This is a genomic window from Actinophytocola sp., from assembly GCF_050699935.1.
GTDB lineage: Bacteria > Actinomycetota > Actinomycetes > Mycobacteriales > Pseudonocardiaceae > Actinophytocola.
In genome coordinates this window covers 36,928-62,487 of record NZ_JBOHGB010000017.1, presented here as the reverse complement: position 1 = coordinate 62,487, position 25,560 = coordinate 36,928, and the positions used below count along the sequence as shown (strand labels likewise).

26 protein-coding genes are annotated in these 25,560 nt (G+C 70.3%); 17 read left to right on the top strand and 9 right to left on the bottom strand.

All coding sequences use genetic code 11. From position 1 onward, the window contains the following. Window positions 1-70 precede the first annotated feature (70 nt). The 4 genes from ACRDTB_RS09070 to ACRDTB_RS09055 form a co-directional block, all read right to left on the bottom strand. The gene (locus ACRDTB_RS09070; protein ID WP_431429575.1) at window positions 71-214 is read right to left on the bottom strand and encodes a Rho termination factor N-terminal domain-containing protein; all 144 of its coding nucleotides are present in this window, start codon (window positions 212-214) and stop codon (window positions 71-73) included. Window positions 215-334: 120 nt separating this feature from the next. Then, window positions 335-1,348, bottom strand: coding sequence for an ABC transporter ATP-binding protein (locus tag ACRDTB_RS09065; RefSeq protein ID WP_431429574.1), 1,014 nt, complete (start codon window positions 1,346-1,348; stop codon window positions 335-337). Then, window positions 1,345-2,046 (bottom strand): ABC transporter permease, encoded by a 702-nt coding sequence (locus ACRDTB_RS09060; RefSeq protein ID WP_431429573.1) that lies wholly within the window; start codon window positions 2,044-2,046, stop codon window positions 1,345-1,347. Before ACRDTB_RS09060 ends, ACRDTB_RS09065 begins: the two co-directional genes overlap by 4 nt. Before the next feature lie 4 nt (window positions 2,047-2,050). Then, window positions 2,051-2,887, bottom strand: a complete 837-nt coding sequence (locus ACRDTB_RS09055) for a substrate-binding domain-containing protein (RefSeq protein ID WP_431429572.1) — start codon at window positions 2,885-2,887, stop codon at window positions 2,051-2,053. 69 nt (window positions 2,888-2,956) lie between these two features. Here ACRDTB_RS09055 and ACRDTB_RS09050 point away from each other — a divergent pair, with 69 nt between their 5' ends. Further along, window positions 2,957-3,886, top strand: a complete 930-nt coding sequence (locus tag ACRDTB_RS09050) for a substrate-binding domain-containing protein (RefSeq protein WP_431429571.1) — start codon at window positions 2,957-2,959, stop codon at window positions 3,884-3,886. 20 nt (window positions 3,887-3,906) lie between these two features. On the opposite strand, the gene ACRDTB_RS09045 is transcribed toward ACRDTB_RS09050, so the two are convergent. Beyond that, complete coding sequence (locus ACRDTB_RS09045) at window positions 3,907-4,398, bottom strand: cupin domain-containing protein (protein ID WP_431429570.1); 492 nt, start codon at window positions 4,396-4,398, stop codon at window positions 3,907-3,909. Window positions 4,399-4,538: 140 nt separating this feature from the next. On the opposite strand from ACRDTB_RS09045, the gene ACRDTB_RS09040 reads away from it, so the two are divergent. The 3 genes from ACRDTB_RS09040 (at window position 4,539) to ACRDTB_RS09030 (ending at window position 7,256) form a co-directional block, all read left to right on the top strand. Continuing rightward, window positions 4,539-5,516 (top strand): LLM class flavin-dependent oxidoreductase, encoded by a 978-nt coding sequence (locus ACRDTB_RS09040; protein ID WP_431429569.1) that lies wholly within the window; start codon window positions 4,539-4,541, stop codon window positions 5,514-5,516. A gap of 129 nt (window positions 5,517-5,645) precedes the next feature. Continuing rightward, window positions 5,646-6,458 carry an LLM class flavin-dependent oxidoreductase gene (locus ACRDTB_RS09035; protein ID WP_431429568.1) on the top strand — a complete coding sequence of 271 codons (813 nt, stop codon included), beginning with the start codon at window positions 5,646-5,648 and terminating at the stop codon, window positions 6,456-6,458. Window positions 6,459-6,665: 207 nt separating this feature from the next. Next, entirely contained in the window at window positions 6,666-7,256 is a 591-nt protein-coding gene (locus ACRDTB_RS09030) for a hypothetical protein (protein ID WP_431429567.1), read from the top strand. Between the two features lies 1 nt (window position 7,257). Here the strand turns inward: ACRDTB_RS09030 and ACRDTB_RS09025 are convergent, their stop codons facing one another. Together ACRDTB_RS09025 and ACRDTB_RS09020 are read right to left on the bottom strand one after the other, a co-directional pair. Then, window positions 7,258-7,935 carry a TetR/AcrR family transcriptional regulator gene (locus ACRDTB_RS09025; protein WP_431429566.1) on the bottom strand — a complete coding sequence of 226 codons (678 nt, stop codon included), beginning with the start codon at window positions 7,933-7,935 and terminating at the stop codon, window positions 7,258-7,260. Window positions 7,936-8,022: 87 nt separating this feature from the next. Next, window positions 8,023-8,694, bottom strand: coding sequence for a TetR/AcrR family transcriptional regulator (locus ACRDTB_RS09020; RefSeq protein ID WP_431429565.1), 672 nt, complete (start codon window positions 8,692-8,694; stop codon window positions 8,023-8,025). Window positions 8,695-8,942: 248 nt separating this feature from the next. On the opposite strand from ACRDTB_RS09020, the gene ACRDTB_RS09015 reads away from it, so the two are divergent. Continuing rightward, the gene (locus ACRDTB_RS09015; protein ID WP_431429564.1) at window positions 8,943-10,268 is read left to right on the top strand and encodes an acyclic terpene utilization AtuA family protein; all 1,326 of its coding nucleotides are present in this window, start codon (window positions 8,943-8,945) and stop codon (window positions 10,266-10,268) included. A 91-nt stretch (window positions 10,269-10,359) separates the two neighbouring features. Here the strand turns inward: ACRDTB_RS09015 and ACRDTB_RS09010 are convergent, their stop codons facing one another. Next, window positions 10,360-11,526, bottom strand: a complete 1,167-nt coding sequence (locus tag ACRDTB_RS09010; RefSeq protein WP_431429563.1) for an acyl-CoA dehydrogenase family protein — start codon at window positions 11,524-11,526, stop codon at window positions 10,360-10,362. Between the two features lie 161 nt (window positions 11,527-11,687). On the opposite strand from ACRDTB_RS09010, the gene ACRDTB_RS09005 reads away from it, so the two are divergent. From ACRDTB_RS09005 to ACRDTB_RS08995, 3 genes are read left to right on the top strand one after another with little or no spacing between them, the layout of a single operon-like run. Next, window positions 11,688-12,116, top strand: a complete 429-nt coding sequence (locus ACRDTB_RS09005) for an AtuA-related protein (protein ID WP_431429562.1) — start codon at window positions 11,688-11,690, stop codon at window positions 12,114-12,116. A 5-nt stretch (window positions 12,117-12,121) separates the two neighbouring features. Beyond that, on the top strand, window positions 12,122-12,895 hold the full coding sequence (locus ACRDTB_RS09000; protein ID WP_431429561.1) for an enoyl-CoA hydratase/isomerase family protein: 774 nt from the start codon (window positions 12,122-12,124) through the stop codon (window positions 12,893-12,895). A 2-nt stretch (window positions 12,896-12,897) separates the two neighbouring features. Continuing rightward, window positions 12,898-14,097 carry a CaiB/BaiF CoA transferase family protein gene (locus ACRDTB_RS08995; protein ID WP_431429560.1) on the top strand — a complete coding sequence of 400 codons (1,200 nt, stop codon included), beginning with the start codon at window positions 12,898-12,900 and terminating at the stop codon, window positions 14,095-14,097. Window positions 14,098-14,130: 33 nt separating this feature from the next. On the opposite strand, the gene ACRDTB_RS08990 is transcribed toward ACRDTB_RS08995, so the two are convergent. Next, complete coding sequence (locus tag ACRDTB_RS08990) at window positions 14,131-15,336, bottom strand: CaiB/BaiF CoA transferase family protein (RefSeq protein ID WP_431429559.1); 1,206 nt, start codon at window positions 15,334-15,336, stop codon at window positions 14,131-14,133. An 82-nt stretch (window positions 15,337-15,418) separates the two neighbouring features. On the opposite strand from ACRDTB_RS08990, the gene ACRDTB_RS08985 reads away from it, so the two are divergent. The 9 genes from ACRDTB_RS08985 to ACRDTB_RS08945 all read left to right on the top strand — a co-directional run bounded on the left by ACRDTB_RS08985 (window position 15,419) and on the right by ACRDTB_RS08945 (window position 25,533). After that, the gene (locus ACRDTB_RS08985; RefSeq protein WP_431429558.1) at window positions 15,419-17,059 is read left to right on the top strand and encodes a thiamine pyrophosphate-dependent enzyme; all 1,641 of its coding nucleotides are present in this window, start codon (window positions 15,419-15,421) and stop codon (window positions 17,057-17,059) included. Window positions 17,060-17,198: 139 nt separating this feature from the next. Beyond that, window positions 17,199-18,800: an ABC transporter substrate-binding protein gene (locus tag ACRDTB_RS08980; RefSeq protein WP_431429557.1), complete on the top strand. Its 1,602-nt coding sequence runs from the start codon at window positions 17,199-17,201 to the stop codon at window positions 18,798-18,800. A gap of 105 nt (window positions 18,801-18,905) precedes the next feature. Further along, a complete protein-coding gene (locus ACRDTB_RS08975) occupies window positions 18,906-19,862 on the top strand; it encodes an ABC transporter permease (protein ID WP_431429556.1) in 957 nt (318 codons plus the stop codon). Continuing rightward, window positions 19,859-20,749, top strand: a complete 891-nt coding sequence (locus tag ACRDTB_RS08970) for an ABC transporter permease (protein ID WP_431429555.1) — start codon at window positions 19,859-19,861, stop codon at window positions 20,747-20,749. Before ACRDTB_RS08975 ends, ACRDTB_RS08970 begins: the two co-directional genes overlap by 4 nt. 10 nt (window positions 20,750-20,759) lie before the next feature. Then, complete coding sequence (locus tag ACRDTB_RS08965; protein WP_431429554.1) at window positions 20,760-21,803, top strand: ABC transporter ATP-binding protein; 1,044 nt, start codon at window positions 20,760-20,762, stop codon at window positions 21,801-21,803. Next, on the top strand, window positions 21,784-22,638 hold the full coding sequence (locus ACRDTB_RS08960; protein WP_431429553.1) for an ATP-binding cassette domain-containing protein: 855 nt from the start codon (window positions 21,784-21,786) through the stop codon (window positions 22,636-22,638). Before ACRDTB_RS08965 ends, ACRDTB_RS08960 begins: the two co-directional genes overlap by 20 nt. Next, window positions 22,635-23,480, top strand: coding sequence for an SDR family NAD(P)-dependent oxidoreductase (locus ACRDTB_RS08955; RefSeq protein WP_431429552.1), 846 nt, complete (start codon window positions 22,635-22,637; stop codon window positions 23,478-23,480). The genes ACRDTB_RS08960 and ACRDTB_RS08955 overlap by 4 nt, the downstream gene beginning before the upstream one ends. Beyond that, entirely contained in the window at window positions 23,477-24,178 is a 702-nt protein-coding gene (locus tag ACRDTB_RS08950; RefSeq protein ID WP_431429551.1) for an enoyl-CoA hydratase/isomerase family protein, read from the top strand. Before ACRDTB_RS08955 ends, ACRDTB_RS08950 begins: the two co-directional genes overlap by 4 nt. Next, the gene (locus ACRDTB_RS08945; protein ID WP_431429550.1) at window positions 24,175-25,533 is read left to right on the top strand and encodes an MmgE/PrpD family protein; all 1,359 of its coding nucleotides are present in this window, start codon (window positions 24,175-24,177) and stop codon (window positions 25,531-25,533) included. Before ACRDTB_RS08950 ends, ACRDTB_RS08945 begins: the two co-directional genes overlap by 4 nt. Window positions 25,534-25,560: the final 27 nt, after the last annotated feature.

Here is a 25,560-nt window from a genome sequence, read left to right as displayed (position 1 = left end):
GGAAAAGGAGGCGCTGGCGGCACCGCGCCACCCGGAACGCCGGCAACCGCTCCTCGCCTGGGCCGGCTGATCACCTTCTGGCTTGGGCGGCCCGGCGGGTGTCGGCCTTCTCGATGGAGTCCACGAGCTCCTGCTCGGTCATGGACGAGCGGCCCCGGATGTCCAGCTTCCGGGCCACGTCGTACAGCTGCCGCTTCGACGCCGAGGCGTCCACACCGCACTCGGTGTGCCGACCGGCTGACCGGCACGCCGCGCCGCCCGCGGGTCCGACGGGCCACGCCGCCCCGCTACACAGATCACCGAGAACACCTCGCCGAACATGGACAACGCACCGTCATCCGTGGCAAGACGAGTCGTGCACGGGTCGTCGCGCGCATTCGCGGAGATGCTCGTGGGCTATCGCGATACGGATCGCGCCGCCGGGAGTGAACGTGGCATCCGCGGTGGTCACCGCTGTGACGGGCCCGGTGGCGGTGTCCACGTCGAGGCGGATCGCGCCGCCGAGTGGTACGGCCCGGCGAATGACGCCGCCGACTACCACCGCGTCGGGTGCGGGCGGTGTGGAGTCGGCGAGAGGGCCGCAGCGTTCCGGTCGGGCGACCAGCGTCACCTCCTGGCCGGTGAGTGCGGGCGGCAGTTGTGTGGTGAAGCCCAGCAGGCTTGCGCACTCGAGGTCGGCGGGTGCGTCGAGGACGTCCGCGGTGGTGCCGACCTGCCGGATCTCACCGTTCACGAGCAGGGCCGTGCGTCGTGCGAGTGCGCGTGCCTCCTCGCGGTCGTGCGTGACGAGCAGGACGGCGGCGTTCTGCTTGTCCAGCGCGGCGCGGAGGTCGGCGAGCATGTCGGTGCGCGTGGTGGCGTCGAGACCGGTGAACGGCTCGTCGAGCAGCAACACCCGTGGTGCGACGGCGAGGGCCCGCGCGATGGCCACGCGCTGGGCTTCGCCCCCGGACAGTGTCCGGGCGTTGCGGGTGGCCAGGTGTGCGACGCCGAGCGCGTCGAGCCAGGGCTCGGCTCGCCGGCGGGCCGCGCCGCGCCGCACGCCGCGCAGGCGGAGGCCGGCCGCGGCGTTGTCGAGCACGCTCGTGCGTTGCAGCACGGGACGTTGCAGCACCGCGGCGACCGCGCCGCGGAGCTCGGCGGTGGTGGCGACTTGGCCGTCGAGCAGGACGTTGCCGGACCGTGCCGCGGTGCCGAGGTGCGCGAGCGCGCGCAGCAGCGTCGACTTCCCCGAGCCGTTGGGACCGAGGACCGCGAGGGTCTCGCCTGTCGCGATGTCCAGCCGCGGTACGGCGATGAGCTCTCGCCCACTCGCGGTGACCGTCAGGTCGCGGCACCCGATGCTCACGTGGCCACCGTCTGACGGTGTTGGGCGATCGTGATCGCGAGGTTGACCGCGAACGCGATGACCAGCAGGACCAGGCCGAACGCGATGGCCAGCGCGAACTGGCCACGGCTGGTGGCGAGCACCGCGGCGGTGGTGAGCACCCGGGTCTCGCCGGCGAGGTTGCCGCCGACCATCTGCGCGGCCCCGACCTCGCTGACCACGGCGCCGAACCCCGCCATGCCCGCGGCCAGCAGCGGCAGCTTCGCCTCCACCAGCAGCGCGCCGAGCGCGCGCGACCTCGTGGCACCCAGCGCGCGCATCTGCAGCAGGAAGTCCGGGTCGACCTGCTGCAGGGCCGTGGCCGTCAGCGCGATCACGATCGGTGTGGCGATCGCGGCCTGTGCGACCACCATCGCGGTCGGGGTGTACAGCAGGTCGAGTGCGCCGAACGGGCCGGCGCGCCACAGCAGCACGGTGACGAACAACCCGACCACGACCGGCGGCAGACCCATGCCGGTGTTCGCGACCGCGAGCAGCACTCGTCGCCCTCGGAAACGGCCGAGGGCGAGCACCGTCCCCACCGGGACACCGAGCAGGAAGGCGACCAGCGTCGCGCCGAGCGAGACCCGCAGGGTGAGCCCCGTGATCGCCCAGGTGTCCTCGTCCCCGGTCAGCAGCAGCCGCAACGCCTCGAGCAGGCCGTCGCCGAGCACGTCCACGTCGTCAGTTCCCCAGCGTCGATTCGTCCTTGCCCGCGTCCGGCACGAACAGGGGTTCCTCGGTGCCGAACTCGCCGATCATCCGCTGTGCCCGCGGACCGACGATCCAGTCGGCGAACGCCTTCGCACCGTCCGGCTGGACCCGGTCGCCGGCACGCTTGGTCATCTCGATGACGTGGTAGACGTTGAGCAGGGCCTTGTCCCCCTCGTTCAGTACCTCGAGCATGAGGTTCGCTCTCTGGGATAGGTAGGTGGCCCGATCGGTCAAGGTGTGGGCCGACGTCTCGCTCGCCACGCGCAACGTGGCCCCCATGCCCTGGCCGGTGGAGCGGTACCAGCGTCCGGACGGGGTGATCTCTTCCCACAGCTGTGTTTCCCGGGCGTGGGTTCCGGACTCGTCGCCGCGTGAGACGAAACCTGATTCCGCGGTGGCGATCCGCCGCATCGCCTCGGCGACCGGTACGCCACGGATCCCGGCCGGGTCGTCCGGCGGCCCGACGAGCACGAAGTCGTTGTGCATGACCAGACGACGGCCCCCCGCGGTGCCCTCCGCGACGAACTCCAGCTCGGCCTCCGGGGAGTGCACGAGCAGCACGTCGGCCTCGCCGCGCCGGCCCAGTTCGATGGCCTGTCCGCTGCCCACGGCCAGCGGTTTGACCCGCCAGCCGGTGTCGGCGGTGAAGTCCGGCAGCAACTCGTCGAGCAGACCCGAGTCCTGGGTGCTCGTGGTGGTGGCGAGTATCAACGACTTCTCGGCCGAAGGCGCGGCGGCGTGGTCCGTCCCAGCGCACGCCGTGAGCGACATGAGCGACAACAGAACAGCCGAGAGCGCCACACGCATCGCTGACTCCTTCTGTAGCATCACAGTGCGACACAAGATTAACCGGCCCTGGACGCCGAGGGACAACCCATGACCCGCTATCTGGATCTCAGCTCGGAGCTCGCCACCGCGGTCCTCGACGGCGAGCTCCCGCCCGGGACCGAGCTGCCGAGCGTCCGCGACCTCGCCACCGCCCGGGCCACCACGGCGGCCACCGCGAGCCGCGCCTACCGGCACCTCGCCGAACGCGGAGTGATCGGTCTGGAGCCGCGCCGCCGGGCACGGGTGAGCCCGGACGGGCCGGCCGCTGCCCGGCGCATGCTCGGCGGCACGTCGGTGTTCCGGCTCGCCGGCAGTGACGATCCGGCGATGAGTCTCGTGTTGCGCCGCCTCGGCGACCGGGTCTCGGTGGTGCCCGCACGGGGCAGCCTGCACGGTCTCGCCGCCGTGGCCTCGAACGTCGCCGACGGCGCGACCGCGCACCTGCGCCACCACACGGGGATCTACAACGCGCCGTTCGCGAGGGCGGTGCTGCGCGGTAGGCACCCGCTCCTGGTTCACCTGTGGCGGCGCGAGCAGGGTCTGCTGTTGCCGGCCGGCAATCCACGCCGGATCACGGACCTGCGGCAGGTGCGCGGCCTCCGGGTCGCCAAGCGCGGCCCGGGGACCGGCACGCGGGTGCTGCTGGACCACGCCCTCACCGCGGTCGGCTTGAAGCCCGACGAGGTGACCGGTCCCGAGTTCGGCTCCCACCTGGAGGTCGCACTCGCGGTCGCGGTCGGCGCCGCGGACGTCGGGCTCGCGGTGCGTGCCGCAGCCGCGGACCTCGACCTGGACTTCCTGCCCGTGGCGTGGGAGGACTACGACCTCGTCCTGGCCGAGGAGGCGCTCGACGCCGCGACCCCGCTCGTCGAGGCGGTGCACGACCCAGACGTGCACGCCGCGATCACCGCACTCGGCGGCTACGACCTCAGCCAGACCGGCTCCGTCGACCACCTCACCCAGCCGGCCGGCCGGTAGGCGTCGGGGCGGTCACCCGGTCAGCGGCGAACCAGCTTGCCGGCCACGCCGAGGACCGCGAACAACGGACGCTGCAGCCACCGCGGCGGTGTGGTGAGGCGGAACTCGGCACGGTGCGCGCGAACGACCGGGACCAAGTCGAGCAGCGAGCCGCCGCGGCGCTGGGCCTCGTCCATGGCGGCGAAGAACTCCTCGGTGCGCATTGCCGGACGGGTCCGCCAGATCGCCCGCGCCCCGTCCTGCGCACCGGTCATGGCGTGGACCGTCCCCTGCGGGACGTCCAGCACGTCGCCGGCCTCCAGCAGCCGTTCGGCACCATCGACGAGCACCCGAAGCCCGCCATCGACCACCTCGAAGTGCTCGTCCTGGGCGGGGTGGAAGTGCGCGGGCGGCAACGCACCACCACCCGACCACGTCGCCTCCACCTCGAGCAGCTCACCCCCGGTGTCGGCACTGGATCTTCGCACCGTGAGCGTCTGGTGCGGGGACAGGCGGTACGTCACCTCGGTCATGGGCGCACGATCACAGACGCCGGTCGGGCCGGCAAGTCAAGCGGGCGGCCCTGGTATGACATGCGCGTGCGATATATCATAGATGCAGGGTCCTTTCGAGCTGCGGAGGCCACGTGGAAGTCGGCTTTCACCTTGGCCCGGTGGTACTCACCGGAACGGACCTCGCTACCCAGTGGCGCGAGCACATCGATCAGGTCACCGCCGCCGCCGACCACGGCTTCGGCTTCTTCTCCGTCGGCACGCACTTCGCGGTGCATCCGTTCCAGTACTTCAACATCTACCCGTGGCTGGCCCGGCTGACCGCGGCCGCGCCCGACCTGACCGTGGTGTCCTCGGTGGTGCTGGTGCCGCTGGCCAACCCGCTGGAGGTGGCCGAGCAGGTGGCCACGCTCGACGTGCTCAGCGGGGGCCGGTTCCGGTTCGGCTGCGGGCTCGGCTACCGGCCGGTCGAGTTCGACATGTTCGAGACCAGCCTGCGCCACCGCGCGGCCAGGTTCACCGAGGCGCTCGAGGTGATGCGTCGACTGTGGACCGAGGACACGGTCACCCACCACGGCCGGTTCTTCCACCTCGACGAGGTGCGCCCGGGAGTCCGGCCGGTGCAGGACCCGCACCCGCCGGTCTGGATCGCCACCAACTCCGAGCCGGCCACCCGGCGCGCGGCCACGGTCGGCGACGCCCCGTTCTGGAGCCCGTTCCTCGGCGGCGAGGCGCTGCGCCGCCACCACGAGCTGCACGAGCGGACCCGGCGCGAGCACGGCCGACCGGCACCGGCCGAGGTGCCGATCGCCAGGGAGTTCTCCATCGGGCGGACCAGAGCCCAGGCGATCGAGGACGGCCGGGCCGGCATGATCCGCAAGTGGGAGGTCTACGCCGAGCACGGCCTGCAGGGCTCGCTGTCGGAGAAGGACAAGCAGCTGACCGGCGACTTCGAGGAGATGGCCAGGGAGACGTTCGTCCTCGGCGATCCCGGTGAGTGCGCCGAGGAGATCGCCAGGTACGGCGAGGAGTTCGGGATCACCCACATGAAGCTGCGGGTGCAGTACCCGGGCATGCCGCACGACAAGGTGATGGAACGCATCGCGCTGACCGGCGCGGTCATCGAGCGGCTGCGTTGAGGAGGCGTGAGCGAGAGCGACGGAGCGTTCGCCGTCTGGACTGACGCTCGCGCGCAGGCGCGCCAGCGCCGAGCACGGAGGAGGGAAGCCGGCGAGTAGCGGAGGAGCGAAGCGAACTTAGGAGGCGGTATGCGGATCGCGGTGGTGCTCTCCGACGGCCATCGAACCGGCGTCGACCCCGATGCCGCGCTGGCCGCCGACCTGGCGCTGCTGGCCGCGGCGCGGGACCGGCTGGACGGTGTCACCCTGCGGCACGGATGGGGCACCGCGCCGCGGTGGAACCCGCAGGCGCTGACCACCGGCGCGTACCTGTCCGCGACCGCCGGACAGCTCGCGGTCACCGTGCGCGGGCTACCGCTGGGCGTGCGCAACCCGATCGAGCTGGCCGAGCAACTCGCCACGGTCGACCACGCCTGGGGCGGTCGGTCCCGGGCCGGCCTGGCGATCGGCACACCGGCCGAGTGCGCCGGCCACGGCATCGACCCGGCGCACGCGGCCGACCGGTTCACCGAAGGCCTGCGGCTGCTCCGTTCCATGTGGACGGACGACACCGTGCGCGGGACCGGGCCTGGTTACGTGTTCGACGAGGTGCGCCCGACGCTGCGTCCGGTACAGCCGGGCGGGCCGCCGCTGTCGCTGACCGCGAAGGACGGCACCGACGCCGAGACCGCCGCCCGGCTCGGGCTCGGCCTGCACGCCGAGCGCGGCCCGGACGGCGAGTGGGCCGATCTGGTCGCCCGGTACCGGTCCGCCGGCGGATCCGGCGAGCTGAGCCTGACCATGGGCTTCGACGCGACCGGCACCGGCGAGCTGGCCCGGCTGGCGGCGGCCGGGGTGGACCAGGTGGACGTCCGCGTGCGAGCGCCCGGCACCGACCCCGCCCTAGTCATGTCCACTGTGGACGAACTGGCCGCGCGCGGCGAATCGGTCCGGCAGGCCTGAGGCCGCGGACCGCCGCCAATGATTCGACACGAATTCGCGACGGTGGACAAATGACGGTGGACAAATGAAGGACATGCCCGTCCGGTTCTCCCGAAACGATCTCTGGCCTGGATACCATTGCCCGGTCACGAGACTGGGGGTCGGATGGGCAAGCCGGATCAACCGAGAGGGCCGGACGGCAAGTGGGTACCGCGGGGTTCGGGTGTCGTGGTCATCGGGGCGGCCATCGCGCTGGGTGCCGGCGGTCTCGGCGGTGTCGGCGCAGGAGCGGGAGGCGCGGCGACCGAGTCGGTAGGCGCGGCGAACGTCTCGGTCGCCAGGGTGACACAGAGCCGCCAAGCGGCCCGGAAAGGTCGTGCCGACGACGCATGGCGCGGGCTGAACCTGCGCAGGACCCGTCAAGCGGCCGAACCGGCGATCAACTGCGTGGTGAACTCATACGGTCGGGTACAGGACTTCTTCCGGCACAATCCCTGCAAGTCACTGGACCGGACCCTGTTCACGCTGGCCGATCCGACAGGTAACACGTTCGTGGTGTCGGTTTCCTGGGTAAGAATGCGCCAGCGAAACGACGTCGGGAAACTCAAGCGTCTTATCGACGTCGACGGCACCGGAAGCGTCACCCAACTCGGCGCAGGTCTACTCCGCGAGCAGGGCGTCCGGTTCACCGGCACGCCCTTCCGATCGCGTCCGCGCCCGGGCATGCTGGTGGTGGCGGAGGGAGCAGTGGTCTCCGGCCGCCCGGACCCCCAGCTCTTCTCGCTCGTCGTGGACGTCGCCGCGGAGTTGCCCGGATAGATCAGGCGCCCTTGATGCCGATGGCGCGCGCCCAGACCGAGGTCAGTGCCTCCACGACCGCGTCGGCGTCGAACTCCTTGCCGAGGAAGAACCAGAGATAGCAGATCTGGTCCACCATCGCACCGAGCACCTCGGCGAACATCTCCGGATCCGCCGACCGGTCGGCGAGACCCTCCTCCTGCTGGCGCCGGATACCCTGCGCCGTACGGTCCACAAAGGACTCACGGAGACTGAGGCGGAGGCGCCGCATCTCCGGGGTGAAGGTGCCGACCTGCTCGATGAGCCCGATCATCACCGCGTTGGGGCGGAACGCGTCGATGAACCGCACCATCGCACGGCGAACGCGCTCGACCGGGTCCATGTCGGGCACGTACTCGGCGTGCAGGTCGTCCATCATCGTCTCGATGACCTGCTGGGCGACCTCGACGAAGACCGCGTCCTTCGAGTCGAAGTACGTGTAGAAGGTGCCCTGCGCGACGTCCGCGGCGGCGACGATGTCGGCCACCCGGGTGTCCAGGAAACCCCGCTCCTCGAACACCGTCCGCGCCGCGCGCAGGATCTCCGAGCGCCGCTCGCGCCCCTTGGGTGTCACCGGGCCCGCACCGCGCCGCTCCCTCTGCGACGCGGAGACACTGATGACCGCCCGCCGCTTGGGGCGACTGCCCCCGCGTGGACTCATGTATGGATCCTCCGCCTGCCAGAACATCGGCTCCGGCTGTTCTGACGATGATGTCACAGGTCCAGGCGCGCACGGTCGGGTTTCGGCTCAGGACTCCACGACACCGACACCTCGGGCCCATACGGTCGTGAGCGCCTCCACGACCGCCGGCGCGTCGAACTCCTTGCCGAGGAAGAACCAGAGATAGCAGGTCTGGTCGACCATCGCCCCGAGAACCTCGGCGATCATCACCGCGTTCACGCTCGGGTCGGCGACCCCGTCCTTCTGCATTCGACGGATCCCCTGGGCCGACCTCGCCACGAACGACTCCCGCAGGCGCAGCCGAAGCTGTCGCATCGCGGGCGTGAAGGTGCCGACCTGTTCGATCAGGCCGATCATCACGGCGTTCGGGCGGTACGCGTCGACGAAGCGCACCATCGCGCGCCGAATCCGTTCCACCGACCCCATGCCCGAGACGTAGTCGGTGTGCAGGTTGTCCAGCATCGTCTCGATGACGCTCTCGGCGACCTCGACGAAGACCGCTTCCTTCGAGTCGAAGTACGTGTAGAAGGTGCCCTGCGAGACGTCGGCCAGGGCGACGATGTCGGCGACTCTGGTTTCGAGGAACCCGCGTTCCTCGAACACGGTCCGTGCCGCGCGGAGGATGTCGGTGCGCCGCTCCCGACCCTTGGAGGTGGTCGGCCCCACGTCACGCCGCTTCTTCTGCGACGCCGACACGCTGATTACCGCCTTTCCCCGCGGACTTCCCCCTCGTTTCATCTGCGACTCCTCGGTCCGCCGACGCCCACCCGGGCCGCCCTGTCCATCCCCGGTTCACGTTGGTTCCAGCTAGTCCTCCACGAGTCGGCGGTGCCATCCGGCCACATCAGCGAGATGCCGGTCAGTGATTGACATCGACGTCAATATTAAGTCGCGACCCGACCGATTTCAACGAGTCGACATTGACGTCGGCATCATCTGTACTCTCGGGATGGCGGTTCCGCCCGGGGACGACAACGGAGGGTCACGTGACGATTCGCATCGCGGGTGGACAGGCGGGGTACGGCGACAGCCTCGAGCCGCTGCCGGCGTTGCTGGCCGATGGCGTCGACTACCTCGTGTGCGATGCCCTCGCCGAGTCGACGCTGGCGGTGCTGTCCAAGGACCGCCGCCGCGACCCGGCGCTCGGCTACACCCGCGACATCGTCGACTATGTGGAGGCCGCCCTGCCCTACCTGCGGTCGGGTCGGACGCGCTTCCTCACCAACGCGGGAGGACTCAACCCCCGGGCCGCGGCGGCCGCGGTCACGAAGCACCTCGCGGAGCGAGGGCTGCACGGCGTGAAGATCGCCACCGTGACCGGCGACGAGCTGACCTCGCGACACACGGTGTTCGGCATCCCCGGCGACACCGAGTTCGCCGTCTGCTACCTCGGCGCCCGCCCGATCGTGGCCGCGCTGGCTTCGGGCGCACAGATCGTCATCACCGGCCGGGTGGCCGATGCCAGCCTCTTCCTGGCCCCGCTGGTACACGAGTTCGCGTGGGACCTCGGCGACGCCGACCGCGTGGCGGCGGGCGTCACCGTGGGGCACCTGCTCGAATGCAGTGCGCAGGTCTCGGGTTCGGTCTACAGCGGTGACTGGTGGACCGACCCGGACCCGAGCCGTCCCGGATTCCCGATCGCCGAGGTCGAGGCCGACGGCTCGGCGGTCATCACGAAGCCGGCGGGCACGGGCGGGCAGGTCACCTTCGACACCGTCCGCGAGCAGCTCATGTACGAGGTCCACGATCCGAGCCGCTACCTGAACCCGGACGTGACCGCCGACTTCACCGCCGTGTCCGTGGAACCGGTCGGTGCGGACAGAGTGCGTGTGTCCGGCGCACGCGGCACCTCCGCGCCACCGGCGTACAAAGGGCTGTACTGCGAGACCGCGGGGTGGGGCCTCGACTTCACGCACACCTACTCGTGGCCCGACGCCTTGCAGAAGGCCCAGCTGGTGGCCGGCGTCGTCCAGGAGCGGGCACGCAGGCTCGGCGTCGAGGTCCAGGACTGGTGCGTCGAGTACTTCGGCGCGGGCGCGCACCACGGTCCGACGGCCGAGGCGGACCTGGCCGCCGCGTACGCGCTGGGAGTCGAGCCGGCCGAGATCGTGCTGCGCGTGGCCTGGCGATGCGCCACCCGCGAGGCGGCCGAGGCCGTCGGGGGCAGAGTCGGAGGCACGGTGCCGGCCATGTCGACGCCGTTCGGTCGCCCCAAGCGGCGCCAGGCGACGCGGTTGCTGAAGCTCACCGGTTTCGCCGCCGACCGGCACCTCGTCGACGGCGGCGTCGAAGTCGAGTACGTCGAGAGCTAGTGCGGTGGCCGGGAACGTTGGTGGGTCTATCGGCGGATCCAGGTTTCCGCTGGGCCGTCGAGAGACCCGGCGAACGTTTCCGGCCACCGCACTAGCCCTGGTACTTGTCGTTGAGCACGTGCCGTGCGGTCACCATCCGGTGCACCTCGGACGGCCCTTCGCCGATCCGCTTGATGCGCAGCTCGCGGTACCACCGCTCGAGTGGCAGCTCCTGCGTCACGCCCATTCCGCCGAGTATCTGAATGCAGCGGTCGACGATGCGCCCGGCGGCCTCGGTCGCGTACACCTTCGCGATCGAGGCCTCGACCTTGAACGGCTTTCCCTGGTCGGCCTTCGCCGCGGCGTCGTAGACCAGGAGCCGGGCGGCCCGCAGCTCGATCTCGGAGTCCGCCAGCATCCATTGGATGGCCTGCTTGTCCGCGAGCCGGGAGTTGAACGCCTCGCGCTCCTTCGCCCACGCCACGGCGATCTCCATCGCCGCTTCCGCGACGCCGATGCATCCCGCGGCATACGGAATCCGGAAGTGGGCCAGGTAGCGCTGGGAGAGCTGGAATCCGAGCCCTTCCTCGCCGAGCAGGGCGTCGTGCGGAACCTCGACGTTCTCGTAGCGCACCTCGTACGGGTACCACGACCGGATCACGGGGATGGGCGTCACGGACAGGCCGGGAACGTCGCGTTCGATGATGAAGCAGCTGATTCCTTTGCGGCCCGGGCTCGTGCGCGCGAACGTGATGCCCCACCGCGACTCGTTGGTGGCGGACACGAAGATCTTGTTGCCGTTGATCAGCCAGCCGGCGCTGGTGCGGGTCGCGGTCGTCTTGATCGCACGGGCCGGGTCCGAACCACCACTGGGCTCGGTGAGGTGCATGAACGTCTTCTCGCCGCGCTCGATCGTCGGCACGGCGTACTTCTGGATCTGGTCCTCGGTACCGCCGAAGATCGCGTTCGGCGGATCCCATCCGAACGCGCCCAGGGCCGGGTTGTAGGCGCCCATCCGGCACTTCGACGCCTCTTCCACGACGATCACCTGCTGGAGGACGGACATCCCGGCGCCGCCGTACTTCTCGGGCGACGCGATGCACCAGAGGCCGGCCGCACGCGCTGTTCGCTGCAGCCGCTCCAGGTCGGCCGCGCCGGGGAGGTTCGCGTCGTGGGGCAACGGGTCCTCGACGGGCCGCACCTCCTTGCGCATGAAGTCGGACACGACCTCGCGCAGGGCCTCGAGATCCTTGTCGATGAAGACTTCCTTGGCACCCACGACGACCTCCGGCTCCGAACTGTCAGGACTTTGCGATCTGGAGAAGGCGAGCACCCGCGGCGACCACGATTTTCAGTATTGACGTCAATGTCATACGGTGTCAAGGTGACACCTGGCCCCACGACCTTTCGACGACGCGGGCAGAGGACGGGCGAGTTGACGTGGACGGAATACCCGAGTTGATCAATGTCCAGCTCCGGGAGCTGTGCGGCGTCCGTGCCGGCGACAAGGGCGACACGGCCGACGTCACGCTCTTCGCCGACTCCAGGCAGGTGTTCGACTTCCTGGTCGACGAGGTCAGCGCGCGGCGGGTCGAGGCACACTACAGACGCCTGGTGACCGGGCCGGTCGAGCGGTACCTCGCGCCGAACGTGCTGGCGGTGAAGTTCGTGCTGCACGGTGCCCTCGGGGGCGGTGGGCCGCTGTCCCTGCGCAGCGACAACCTCGGCAAGACCCTGGGCGCCGCGCTGCTTCGGTACCGGGTCGACGTGCCGCTCGCGCTGGCGAGCTCCTCGCCACGCTTCGGGCGTCGGGCGCCCCTTGCGCAAGGCTGGCCCATCGGCACACCGACCCCCCACCTAGGGACGTAGCCACCATGCCCGTGGACTTCCACGTCGAGGACGGCGTCGCGACCCTGGTCATCAACCGGCCGGACCGGCACAACGCGATGGACCCGGAGACCTACGACCAGCTCTCGTCGGCCTGGACGGCGGTGCGGGACGATCCCGCCATCCGCGTCGCGGTGGTCACGGGCGCGGGCGACCGGGCGTTCTCGGTCGGCGCCGACCTCAAGAGCCCGCAGATGCTCGGCGACGGCGCGGCGGAGTTCTGGCGTACGCAGGAGCGGATGCTGCTCAACCGCGGGCTCGAGATCTGGAAGCCGGTCATCGCCGCCGTCAACGGGTACTGCCTGGGCGGAGGGATGACCCTGCTGCTGGCCACGGACCTGCGACTGGCGGCGCCGCACGCCACCTTCGGCCTGCCGGAGGTCAAGCGCGGGCTGCTGCCGGGCAACGGCGGCACGCAGCGACTCGCCGCCCAGCTACCCCACGCGCGTGCGATGAGGCTGCTCCTGCTGGGCGACGCGATCGACGCCCGGACCGCGCTCGACTGGGGACTCATCACCGAGATCGTTCCGGCCGCGGAGCTGCTCGACACGGCGATGGGTTACGCCAGGAGGATCGCGGCCCACGCGCCACTGTCCATGCAGGCGGTGAAGGAGCTGGTGATCCGCAGCAGGTCACTGGCGATCCAGGACGGCCTTCGCATGGAGCAGGGCCTGCTGCACGTGCTGCAGTACAGCGCGGACGTCAAGGAGGGACTCCGCGCCTTCGCCGAGAAGCGCGAGCCCGAGTTCGAGGGAAGGTGACCATGCCCCGCCAACCGTTGGAGGGCGTCCTGGTCGTGGACTTCGGCCAGATCTATGCGGGTGCCTACGCCTCGTTCCTCCTGGCGATGTCGGGGGCGACCGTGGTGAAGGTCGAGCCCCTCGGCGGTGAGCCGCTGCGCAACCGCGACGAGCTCGCCACCTCGGGCGCCGACCTTCCGTTCCAGATGCTCAACGCCAACAAGCTCGGCCTGTCGGTGAACCTCAAGTCCGCCGAGGGGCGCGACCTGATCCGCACGTTGATCCGGTCGGCGAACGTCGTCGTCGAGAACTTCCGGCCCGGCGTGCTGGAGGGTCTCGGGCTGGGCACGGAGACTCTGCGTGCCGACAAACCCGAGCTGGTGGTGGCGTCGAGCTCCGGCTACGGCAAGGCGGGCGCCTACGCCGACCTGGCCGCGATGGACCTCACGATCCAGGCGATGTCCGGCGTCATGAGCAGCACGGGCTTCCCCGAGCATCCGCCGGTCAAGAGCGGCCCCGCGCTCGCCGACTTCTTCGGCGGCATCCATCTGCACTCGGCGGTCGTCACGGCGCTCTACCGGCAAGCCGTCGCGGGCGAGGGAGCGACGATCGACGTGTCCATGCTCGAGGCGGTCCTGCCCTCGCTGATGTCGAACATCGGGCTGGCCATCTCGCGTCCCGACGCGCCACCACGCACCGGGAACCGCCACGGAGGCATGGCGAGCGCACCGTACAACGTCTACCCGACCGCCGACGGATACCTGGCCGTCATCAGCGTGACCGATGCCCACTGGAGTGCGATCCTGCGGCTCGCCGACCCGCATCGGGACGTGGAGGCGGCGAACTTCGTCACGCTCAGCCAGCGCGTCGCGCGGATCGACGAGGTCGACAAGATCATCTCATCGTGGACGTCGACGGTGACGACGGCCCAGGCCCATGCCCAGTTGCGCGGACGCGGCATCCCCTGCGCTCCGGTGCGGACCCTGCCCGAGGTCCTCTCCGACGAGTACCTGCGCGAGCGCCGCTTCGTGCTCGACGTCGAGTTGCCCCAGCGGGGACCCGTGCCGATGCTGAGGAGCCCGTTGCACTTCGTGCACGAGCCCGCGACCGACTTCGTCCCCGCTCCGCGACTCGGCGAGCACAACTTCCCGGTACTGCACGACATGTTGGGCATGAGCCGTGCGGAGTACGAGCGCCTCGTCGAGGCGGGCGTGCTCAACTGAGGCGGGCGTGCTCGGCGTCCCGAGAGACCGACATCAGTCGGGTGCGACCCGCGCGGCGCCGTCGACCACGAGCGCGTCGATCTGCTCCGCCGACAGTCCCGCCTCGGTGAGCACCCGCACCGTGTGCTCGCCCAGCAGCGGCGGCGGAGTGGTGATGCGGGGCGGGCTGTCCGACATCGCGATGGGGGACGCCAACTGCTTGATCGCCCCCTTCCGGGGATGGTCGACGACCTGGACGATCCCCGACTCGACGACATGGTCGAGCTCGAACAGTTCGTTCAGGCCGTACGCGGGACCGAACATCGCGTTGGCCGCCCGCAGCCGCGGGGCCCAGTACCCGTTGGTCCGGGTGCGGAACGTGTCGGACAGCTCCCGGGTCACGACGTCCCGGTGTTCGACCCTTCCGGCATTGGTGCGGTAGCGCGGATCCGAGCCGAGATCGGGACGCCCGATGGCCTCGCAGAAGCGCGGCCAGCCGGAGTCGTCCCAGATCCCCGCGCAGGCGTAGCCGTCCGCCGTGCGGAACACCTGGTACGGAAGGACGACGCTGTGCGCGCCCCCCAACCGCCGCGGCTCCTCCCCCGTCCCCCAGAAGGTGGCGAGCCTCGTGGTCAACGTCGACATCAGACCGAACATGAGCGACACGTCGACGTGCTGTCCCCGCCCGGTGCGCTCGCGGTGCAGGAGCGCGAGCGTCGCCGCCTGCACGCCGAGCATCGCGGCCATGACGTCGGCGATCGGAACCCCGATCAGGACCGGGTCAGCGTCGGGTGGCCCGGTCAGGGCCAGCACACCCGACATGGCCTGCCCGATGGGGTCGGTGGCCGGGAGGTCGGCGAACGGACCCGAGCGCCCGAACCCGGTGATCGAGCAGTACACCAGCCGTGGGTTGATCGCGGACAGCGCGTCGTAGCCGATGCCGATGCGCTCGGCGACACCGGGCCGGAAGTTCTCGACGACGACGTCCGAGGTCGCCACGAGCGCACGCACCGCCTCGAGCACGGTGGCGTCGCGAAGGTCGACCGCGACGCTGCGCTTGCCCCGGTTCCAGCCGAGGAAGAGCGGGCCGTCCCCGTCAGCGGCATCGCCCGTGCCGGCGGCACGGACCGGGTCCCCTTCCACGGCCTCGATCTTGATGACGTCCGCACCGTGGTCGGCGAGCATCATCGTCATGTACGGGCCGGCGAGGTGCCGAGAGAAGTCGAGCACCCTGATGCCGTCGAGCGCGCGAGCGGTCACGCGGTGCCTCCCCAGCCTCCGCTTCCCAAACTGTGGCCACGAGCGTATATGACATAGACGTCGATCTCATATATCTGCGATCATGTCGTCCTGGTTCGTTCCGGAGGGCCGGCCGATGATCGTCTACCGGGCACTGCCCGAACTGCTCCACCGTGCCGGCCTGCCGGTCGTCTTCGGACTGACCGGCAGTTCGAACGTCGCGTGGCTGGGCTACGGTGTCCAAAAAGGACTAATCGAGTTCCGTCGTACCCGGCACGAGGGGACCGCGGTGGCGGCCGCGGCGGGCTACGCGCGAGCCTCGGGACGCGTGGGCGTCGCCTCCGTGACCCTCGGACCGGGCTTCGCCAACGCCGTCAATGCCCTGGCCGCCGCCGTACACCAGCACGCCGCCGTCCTCCTCATGGTCGGCGAGTCGCCGAGCCAACAGCACTTCGGGCTGCAGAACGTCGAGCAACGCCGGATCGCCGAGGCGCTGGGCGCCGGGTACCACCTGGTCGGCTCGGCGGCCGAGCTGGCACCCGAATTCGAGCGGGCGCTGGACGCGGTCAGCCGCGACGGAACGCCACAGGTACTGAGCATCCCCGACGACATCCTGGGCTCGGAGACACCATTGCCCGACGGGCGCCGCACACCACTTCCCGACCTCCCGGCTCCAGAACCCGCCGCGGTCGCGGCCGCGGTCGACGTGCTCGCGGCCGCCCGGCGCCCGCTCGTGCTGGCCGGCCAGGGTGCGTCCCTGGCCGGATGCCGGAACGAGCTGGTCGAGCTGAGCCGGCTCTGCGGCGCCCGGCTGGCCACGACCCTGAACGTTCATCGCTTCTTCGCGGGCGAGCCGAACGATCTCGGAGCCTGCGGCCACTCGTCACCGGCCGAGGTGCTCGAGCAGCTTCACCACACCGACGCGGTCCTGTCCGTCGGCGCGTCGATGAACGAGTTCACCACGGGCAACGGATCGATCTTCCCCAAGGCCACGATCGTGCAATGCGAGATCGACGAGGACCAGCGCTTCGTCGCCTCCGCACCGGAGTTGGGCCTGCTGGGTGACGCCGCGGTGACACTCCGCCGGCTCATCGCCGAGTGGCGAGGTCGAGGACTCGGACCGCCCCCGCCGGTGACCGGTCTTCCGAGGCGAGTCGACATCCGCCGCCGGCTCCTGACTGTCGACCTTGGACATGATCCGGCACGCGGTCTCGACCCGCGCGCCGTTCTCGCCACGATGGACGACGTCCTTCCCGAAGACCGGATCGTCGTGGCCGACGGGGGCCGTTCGGGAGCCCTGCTCTCCGCCATCGTGGACGCGCGCGACGGCCGGAGTTGGATCTCCAGTCGGGGGCACGGTTCGATCGGGCTCGGCCTCGGCGCGGCACTGGGCGCGGCCGCGGCGCACCCCGACCGGTTGGTGACGCTCTTCTGCGGCGACGCCGGTTTCCTGATGACGGCGCAGGAACTGGATGCCGTGCGGCTGAACCGCGCGTACCTCCTGATCGTCGTGCTCGATGACGGCCAACACGGGTCCGAGCTCGCATTCCTGGACGCGTACGGCCTGCCGCATGACATCGCTCGCCAGGACACCCCCGATCTCGTCGCCCTGGCGCGCGCCTACGGAGGCGACGGCTGCGAACTCCGCGACGAGGGCGACCTCGAGGCCTTCTCGCCGCCGACGTCAGGCCTGTTCATCGCCCGCGCCGTGATCGACCCGCTCGTGAACGGGCGACACGTGTAGTGCCGCTCGCGTCACGCAAGGACATGTAAACGACCGGAAACAGGCGGATGTCGAATCGAGCCTTGACATCCACCAGGGGCTCCCCCACTGTTGACGTTGATGTCAACGTCCCGTCCACTGGGGATGGTGAAAGGCCCAAATGATGAGAAGGTTTCACGCGAGAACCCCGCTGCGTATCACCGTCCTCGCGGCCGCGGCGAGTATCGCGCTGGCTGGGTGTGGCGGCGGCTCCGGATCCGGCACCGGTGAGCAGACAGGCGGCGCGGCACAGATCACGGACGAGTGCGGCGAAGGCGGGTGTGACTCGAACGCGGTGGCGTCATGGGCCTACAGCACGCTCCCGAGCACTCTCGTTCCGTACCGAAGCTCGGACGCGCTCGACATCCCCTTCCTCTTCGCGGCGTACGACCGGCTCACCTACACCGACACCAAGGGCGAGATCCAGCCGATGCTCGCGAAGTCGTGGGAGACCCCGGACGACGAGACGCTGGTCATGACCATCCGCGACGGTGTCACGTTCCACGACGGCGCGGCGCTCAACGCCGGCGCGGTGAAGGCGAACCTCGACAACACGCGAAGCGCGAAGAGCACCCTCGCGTCCTCCCTCGCGTCGATCACGTCGGTGGAGGTCACCGGTGACATGGAGGTCACCGTCAAGGTGAGTGGCGGGCTCGGCTCCGTGCTCACGACACTGTCCGACCGACCGGGCATCATCATCTCGCCGAAGGCGATCGGCGACGACTCGGGCGCGCTGGAACGCAAGTCCGTCGGCGCCGGCCCCTACGTGCTCGTGGAGAACCGACCCGGCGACCGACTCGTCTACGAGCGCTTCGAGGACTACTGGAACCCGCAGACCCAGCACGCCGCCGGGCTCGAGCTGCGGATGATCGCCGACGACGAAGCCAGGTACCGCGCCCTGCAGAGCGGCGACGTGCACATCGCGCACCTGCGCGAGGAGGCGGTCGACCGGGTCGAGGGATTCCCCGGGGTGACCGTCCTCAAGGAGTCGGCGCCGCGGTCGTACTTCATGGCCATCAACCGCAGCCACCCGGGACTCGACAAGGTCGAGGTCCGGCGCGCCATCAACCAGGCGATCAACCGGGACGGCATCGCCAACGGCCTCCTCCAGGGACAGTGCGTCCCCTCCACGCAGCTCTTCCAGGAAGGGCACCCCGCCTACAACGAGAACCTCGACGACGAGGCGCTCCAGTACGACGTGGACGCGGCGAAGAAGAGCCTGGCGGATGCGGGCGAGACGGGATTCCGGTTCCAGATGGACGTGCCGAACATCCCCTCGGTGACCATCCTCGCCGAGGCGGTCCAGGCCGACCTCAAGGCGGCGGGAATCACCCTGGATCTCAACATCGTCGAGGTTCCCGCGCTCGTCGAGCGGTGGGACCGGGGCGAGTCCGACTCCTACCTGGGCGGCTTCCTCGCGGACTTCGACCCGAGCACCGTGTTCGCGTCGTGGTTCACCGCGAAGGGTGCCTCGAACCCGAGCGGGCAGGAGCCCTCCGGTCTGACCGAGTTGGTGCGCCAGAGCCAGCAACCGAGCTCGATGGCCGAGCGGGCGCCGATGTTCGAACAGATCACGCAGGCGATCGCGGATGACGCGGCTGCCCCGCTGGTGCTGTGCACGCGGTACTTCCTGCAGGGCGTCCGGGAGGAGGTCCGCAACATCCAGGTATTCCCGCACGGGCAACCGGACTGGCGCTCCGTCGGGCTCGCGACGGGGGCCTGATACCGGAGACGGCCGGGATTCCCTGTCCGACGCGCAGCGGTCGGGCGGGGAATCCCGTTCCATACAACGATTCCCCGAGCGTCCGGCTACGCGGAAGAGGGACGAATGGCACGGATGATCCTTCGTCGGCTGTTGTTGGCCGTGCCCACGCTGGTGATCGTGTCGGCGTTGACGTTCGGGTTGCTGCACATGACGCCCGGGGACCCGGCCCGGGTGATAGCCGGGCCGGGCGCGAGCGCGGAACAGCTCGCGAGTGTTCGCGAACGGCTCGGCCTGGACCGGCCGCTGATCGAGCAGTTCTCCACGTGGGTCGCCGACTCCTTCAGTGGCCATCTTGGACAGTCGCTCTACAACCGGCTGCCGGTGAGCGAGCTGATCGTGCAACGCCTGCCGGTCACGTTGTCCCTGGTGGTGCTGGCGATGCTCATCGCGGTCGCCATCGGCGTGCCGCTGGGCCTGCTGGCCGGTATGCGCAAGGACCGTGCCCTCGACAGGGCGTTGACCATCTTCGCGGTCAGCGGCGTGGCGGTGCCGAGCTTCTTCCTCGGCCTGGTGCTGCTCGCGTTGCTCACCGGCGACGGCAGCATCTTCCCGGTCGGCGGATACACGTCGTTCACGGAGGATCCGTGGCAGTGGTTCATGCACCTGGTGCTCCCGGCGTTCACCCTCTCGCTGCCGCCGATGGCGGAGATCGCCCGCCAGATGCGGTCGGGTGTCGTCGACGTGTCCGCCCGGGAGTATGTCCGCAGTGCCGAGGCGAAGGGCCTGCGGCCGGTCACTGTCGCGGTCAAACACATCGCACGCAACGCCTCGATGCCCGTCGTGACCGTCTTCGGGTTGCAGCTGAGCCACATCATCGGATCCGCGGTGATCGTCGAGACGGTGTTCAACATGCCGGGCGTCGGGACCCTGCTCATCCATTCCGTGTTCCAGCGCGACATGCCGGTCGTGCAGGGCACCGTCCTGTTCACGACGCTGGTCGTCGTCCTGGTCAACCTGGCGGTGGACATGTGGTACGGCTGGCTCGACCCCCGCGTCCGGGCGGCGGGAGGAACATCATGAGTATCGCGGAGTCCCCTCGTCCGGCCACGACGTCACCCCGTCCACGCCGTCCACGCCGTCGCTGGGTTCGCGCGGTGTTGCGCGAACCGCTCGCCGCCGTGTCGGTTCTGGTTCTGGTCCTCATGGCGGTCGTGGCGATCGTGGCGCCATGGCTGGTCGGCACCGACCCGGACGTCACGTCGGACCAGCGCCTGGCCGGCCCGTCGAACGCGCATCCCTTCGGCACCGACGAGCTCGGACGCGACCTGTTCAGCCGGACGCTCATCGCCAGCCGGACGACGTTGAGCGCACCCGTCATCGCGGTCGGCATCGCCTTGGTGGTCGGGGTCCCGCTCGGAATGCTGGGTGGCTACTTCCGGGGTTGGGTCGACGCGATCCTCAGCCGTGTGGCCGACGCGCTCATGAGCGTCCCGTCGCTCGTGGTGGCCATCGCCGTCATCGCGGCGCTCGGCACGTCGATGACGAACGCCATGATCGGCATCGGCGTGGTCTTCGCGCCTCGCATGTTCCGCGTCGTGCGGGCCGCGACGTTGTCGGTGCGCGAAGAGGTGTTCATCGAGGGGCAGCAGGTCATCGGCGCGTCGACCCGGCGCATCATCTTCGTCAACATCCTCCCCAACATCAGCTCCCCGGTGATCGTCCAGGCGTCGCTCATGTCGGGTTTCGCGCTGGTGGCCGAAGCCAGCCTGAGCTTCGTCGGTCTGGGCGTGCAGCCGCCGGACGCCAGCTGGGGACTCATGCTCAGGCGCGCCACCTCGTACCTGCACGACTCGGCGAACCTGTACCTGCTGCTGCCGGGCGTGCTGATCGTGGTGATCGTGCTGGCCTTCAACATCCTCGGCGACTGGCTGCGGGACACCACCGGCGGCTCGCGTGAGATCCGATAGGAGGCGAGGGATGACCGAGACCGACGAGTCGCCCGGCGCGGCCACCCCGCCCGCCGGTCCGCTCCTGAGCGTTCGTGAGCTCGTCGTGCAGTTGGCCGGCACCAAGACCCGACTCGTCGACGGCGTCACGTTCGACATCCGCGAGGGAGAACGGATGGGCCTGGTCGGCGAGTCCGGCTCGGGCAAGACGATGACCGCGCTCGCCCTTCTCGGGCTGCTCACCAGGGTGCCGGCCAAGGTGACCGGAGGCTCGATCGTCTTCGACGGCGTGGAGTACGTCGGCGCCGCCCCCCGCGAGGTTCGCCGGCTCCGGGGGCGGGAGATCGCCATGATCTTCCAGGAGCCGATGACGAGCCTGAACCCCTCCTACACGGTGGGCGAGCAGATCGCCGAGGGCATTCGCCGGCACCGGCGGCTGTCCCGGAAGGCGGCCTGGGCCGAGGCGGTCGAGCTCCTGGACTCCGTGCGAATCCCCTCGGCCGCCCGGCGAGCCAACGACTACCCGCACGTGTTGAGCGGGGGCATGCGGCAGCGGGTCATGATCGCGAGCGCGCTCGCCTGCCGGCCCCGGCTGCTGATCGCGGACGAACCGACGACGGCGCTGGACGTCACCGTCCAGTCCGAGATCCTGCAGCTTCTCCGCGAGCTCCAGGACATGCACGGCATGGGTGTCCTGTTCGTCACCCACGACCTGTCGCTGGTTTCGGAGTTCTGCACCGGCGTCACCGTGATGTACGCGGGCCAGACCGCCCAGTCCGGCCCGGTCGGGGACGTGTTCCACCGGCCGGAGCACCCCTACGTTGAGGCGCTCTTCCGTTCGATCCCGAGCATGCTTCCGGACAGCACGCTGCGTCCGATTCCGGGCGAGGTGCCCGGTCCCGACGACTGGAGTGCCGGGTGCCGCTACTTCTCCCGGTGCGACTACGCGGTGCCCGGACGATGCGATGACCCGTCCCTGCAACGACTCCTGGCCACGGGCCCGACCTCGACTCGCTGCGTCCGCCACGACGAGCTGCGCCTGGAAGGAGTTCGGCTTGAGCACGCCTCTGCTTGAGATCGACGACGTGTCGAAGGTGTTCGTCGCACCCAGGCGGCTGGGCCAGCGTCGACCGCGACCCGTGCACGCACTGCGGAACGTGACCCTGACCCTCGGCGCCCGGGAGGTCCTCGGCGTGGTGGGCGAGTCCGGTTCCGGCAAGTCCACACTGGCCCGGACCATCGTCGGGTTGGTCAAGCCCACCAGTGGCGAGGTCCGCCTCGACGGCCGGCCGGTCGACCGAATGGACCGGCGGGAGCGCAGCCGCATCGTCCAGCTGGTGTTCCAGGACCCGTACTCCTCGCTGGATCCCACGAAGACGGTGCGCAGCCTCATCGAGGAGCCGCTGAAACTGCACACCGACCAGACCAGGACCGAGCGGCTGGCCACCGTGCACGACCTCATGGCCTCGGTCGCGCTGCCCGACCGGATGATGCACGTCAGGCCCCGCCAGCTCTCCGGCGGCCAGCGCCAACGCGTGGCCATCGCACGCGCGCTCGCACTCGAGCCGAAGGTGCTCATCGCCGACGAAGCCGTCTCCGCGCTCGACGTGTCGACGCAGGCGCAGGTGATCAACCTGCTGATCAAGATCGCCGAGACTCGGGACATCAGTTACCTGTTCGTGTCCCACGACCTCAGGGTGGTGCGGCACATCGCCGATCGGGTGGCGGTGATGAGCTCGGGCCGCGTCGTGGAAGCGGCCGACACGGAGTCGATCTACACCGACCCGCGCGAGGAGTACACCAGGAAGCTCCTGGCGGCGGTGCCGACCCTGGCTCCGCCACCGCCCACGGCCCGGCCCGCCGAGGTCCACGACGGCGCACCGGAGTTCTCGGCGGGTGGTGCGCAATGACCGACGGGCGTCCGGCCGAGCCGCGCACCGCCAGTTCGCTGCTCGACCTCACCGGGCGGGTCGCACTCGTCACGGGAGGCACGCGCAACATCGGCCGGTGCATCGCCGCCCGGCTCGCGTCGATGGGCGCCGCGGTGGCGGTGTTCGGCAACCGGGACCGCGCCGCCCTCGACGAGACCGTCGCGTTCCTCGGTGACACCTATGGCGTGCCGTGCGTCGGAAGGCTCGCCGATCTCGCGGATCCGGACGGGCTCGCGGCCGCCCTGGACGACGCGACGGCCTCCCTGGGACCGGTCGACGTCCTGGTCAACAACGCGGCGGTCCGGCCGAAGGCGGAGCTCGCGACGCTGGACGCGGCCTCGTGGGACGCCGTGCAGGCCGTGAACCTGCGTGCGCCGTTCCTGCTGTCGCGCGCGGTCGTCCCGCACATGACGGAGGCCGGGTGGGGACGGATCGTCAACCTGTCCGGGCTCGACGCGCAGTGGGGCTCCAGGAACCGATTCCACGCGACCACCGCCAAGACTGCGCTCCTCGGTCTCACCCAGACGCTGGCTCTCGAGGTCGCGGAGCACGGCGTGACCGTGAACGCGGTCGTGCCCGGCGTGATCGACACCGACCGGCGGGAGGAAGGCACCTGGTACCCCGAGCTGCGGGCGTTCAACGACCGCTACCGAGAACTCATCCCCATGCATCGCCTCGGCACACCGGAGGAGGTCGCGAACGCGGTGACGTTCCTCGCGTCGGACCTGGCGAGCTACGTCACCGGCCACACGCTCTATGTCACCGGTGGCGCGTTCCCGATGATCCGCCACCCCGAGTTCACCGAGGCACCGGTCCGATGAACGAGGCGACCGCCGGCGAGGTGATCCACCGTCGCGAAGGGTCGACGCTGCGCCTGGAGCTCTGCCAGCCGCGGCGCCGCAACGCCCTGAGCCCGTTCATGCTGCGGTCGTTGCGCGCGGCGCTGGGCACCGCCGAGACGGATCAGGACGTGCGCCTGGTCGTCATCTCCGGCGCGGGCGAGGGTCCGTTCTCGTCCGGCTACGACATCGGCGCGCTGCACCAGGAGACGCCCGACGACATCGGCGCGACGGCGGTGGCCACGGCCGAGCACGAGATCGACGCCACGGTCCAGGCGATTCGGCGGCTGCCGGTACCCGTCGCGGCGTTCGTCCGGAGGTACAGCATCGGCGCGAGTCTGGAGATCCTCGCCGCCTGCGACCTGAGGTTCTGTGCGCCCGGGTGCTACTTCACCCTGCCGGCGCTGCGGGTCGGCGTGGCGTACGGCGTGACCGGGATCCGCCGCCTGAGCCGAGCATTCTCCGAGCCGGCGCTCAGCGAGCTGATCTGGTCACCCCGAGGGGTCGACGCCGAGCGCGCACGCCAGTTGGGCATCGTCCACGACGTGGTCCCGGAGCCGCCGACCTCGTTCCTGGACGCGCGCCTCGAGCACCTGTCGAACAGCCCGCGCGCGGTGGTCGGCCAGCTGAAGCGGAACCTCGCCGCCGCGCGAGCCTGTCACGAGGAGCGGGACCGGTGAACACGACCGCGTCCGCGACACGGTCGGTCGCCGAGTTCGTGGCAACCGGGCACACGTCGGTTCCCGCCGCCGAGGTCGAACACGCGGTGAGCCGGCTCGTGTTCGACACGCTGGTGGTCATGCTGTGCGGCAGGGACGAGCCACTGCCGCGGCTGGTCGCGAAGCACCAACGCTCGACCGGCGGACCGGGCCGGGCATCGGCCGCGGAGCGCGCGCACCTGCTGGGCGTCATGGCCCACATCCACGACTTCGACGACTACCGCGCGCTGGTCGGCCATCCCAGTGCGGTCCTCGTGCCGACCATGCTGGCGATGCACGAGAAGCGACCGGCGAGCACGCCAGACCTGGTCGCCGCGTACACCGTCGGCTTCGAGGTCCTGAGCCGGCTCGCCCGGTACAGCCGCGGCCACTACGAGCACGGGTTCCACACCTCGGCGACGTTGGGCGCGCTCGGTGCGGCGTGCGTGGCGAGCCGCCTGCGCTCGTTCACCGCACCACAGGTCGCCTCGGCGCTCGGAATCGCGGCGTCGCAGGCGAGCGGGTTGCGCGGCGCGTTCGGCTCCGACCTGAAGGCCTACCAGCTCGGTCGAGCCGCCGCCGTGGGAGTCGACGCGGTCGGGCTCACCACGACGGGCGTGGTCGGGCCCGGGGACACCTTGGACGGCGAGAGCGGGTTTCTCGGCGCCTTCTTCGACGACGAGTCGGCGGCTCTGGCACGACGTCACCTCGCCGAGATCCGCGAGACGCCGACCGACGAGCTCGCCGTCATCACGACACCTCCGATGGCCAAGCCGTATCCCAGCTGCGGCGGCTCCCACGGCGCGATCGACGCGGCGCTCGAGCTGCACGCGGCCCTGGGGCAGGCGGACATCGACTCGATCACCTCGGTTCGCGCCACGGTGCCGCCCTACTACCGCAACGCGTTGCGCCACCGGATACCCACGACGGGCCTCGCCGGGAAGTTCTCGCTCGAGTACTGCGTCGCCACGGCTCTCGTCCGCGGGAGTGCCGGCCTGACGGACTTCACCGACGAGGCCGTCACCGATCCGCGGGTCCTGCGCGTGGCCGACCGGGTCGTCCGCGACTACCGGCCCGAAATGGACGACCAGGTCATGCGGGACCTCATGCCGGCGACGCTCGAGTGCGCGTACGACGGCGGCACGGTCACGCGGTCGGTGGTGCGCCAGTCCGGCGGGCCAGGGGCGCTCCTGTCGGACGAGCAGCTGATCACGAAGGCCCGGAGCAACGTCGAGCCGAACCTGTCGACGCTGGTGGACAGGGTGTCGGCCGCCTTCGCCGCGGACGACGTCGCCGCGATGCTCGAGGCCGCCATGCCGGCGTTGAGACGGACATGAGTCATCGCCGTACACCGTAGGAGGTTT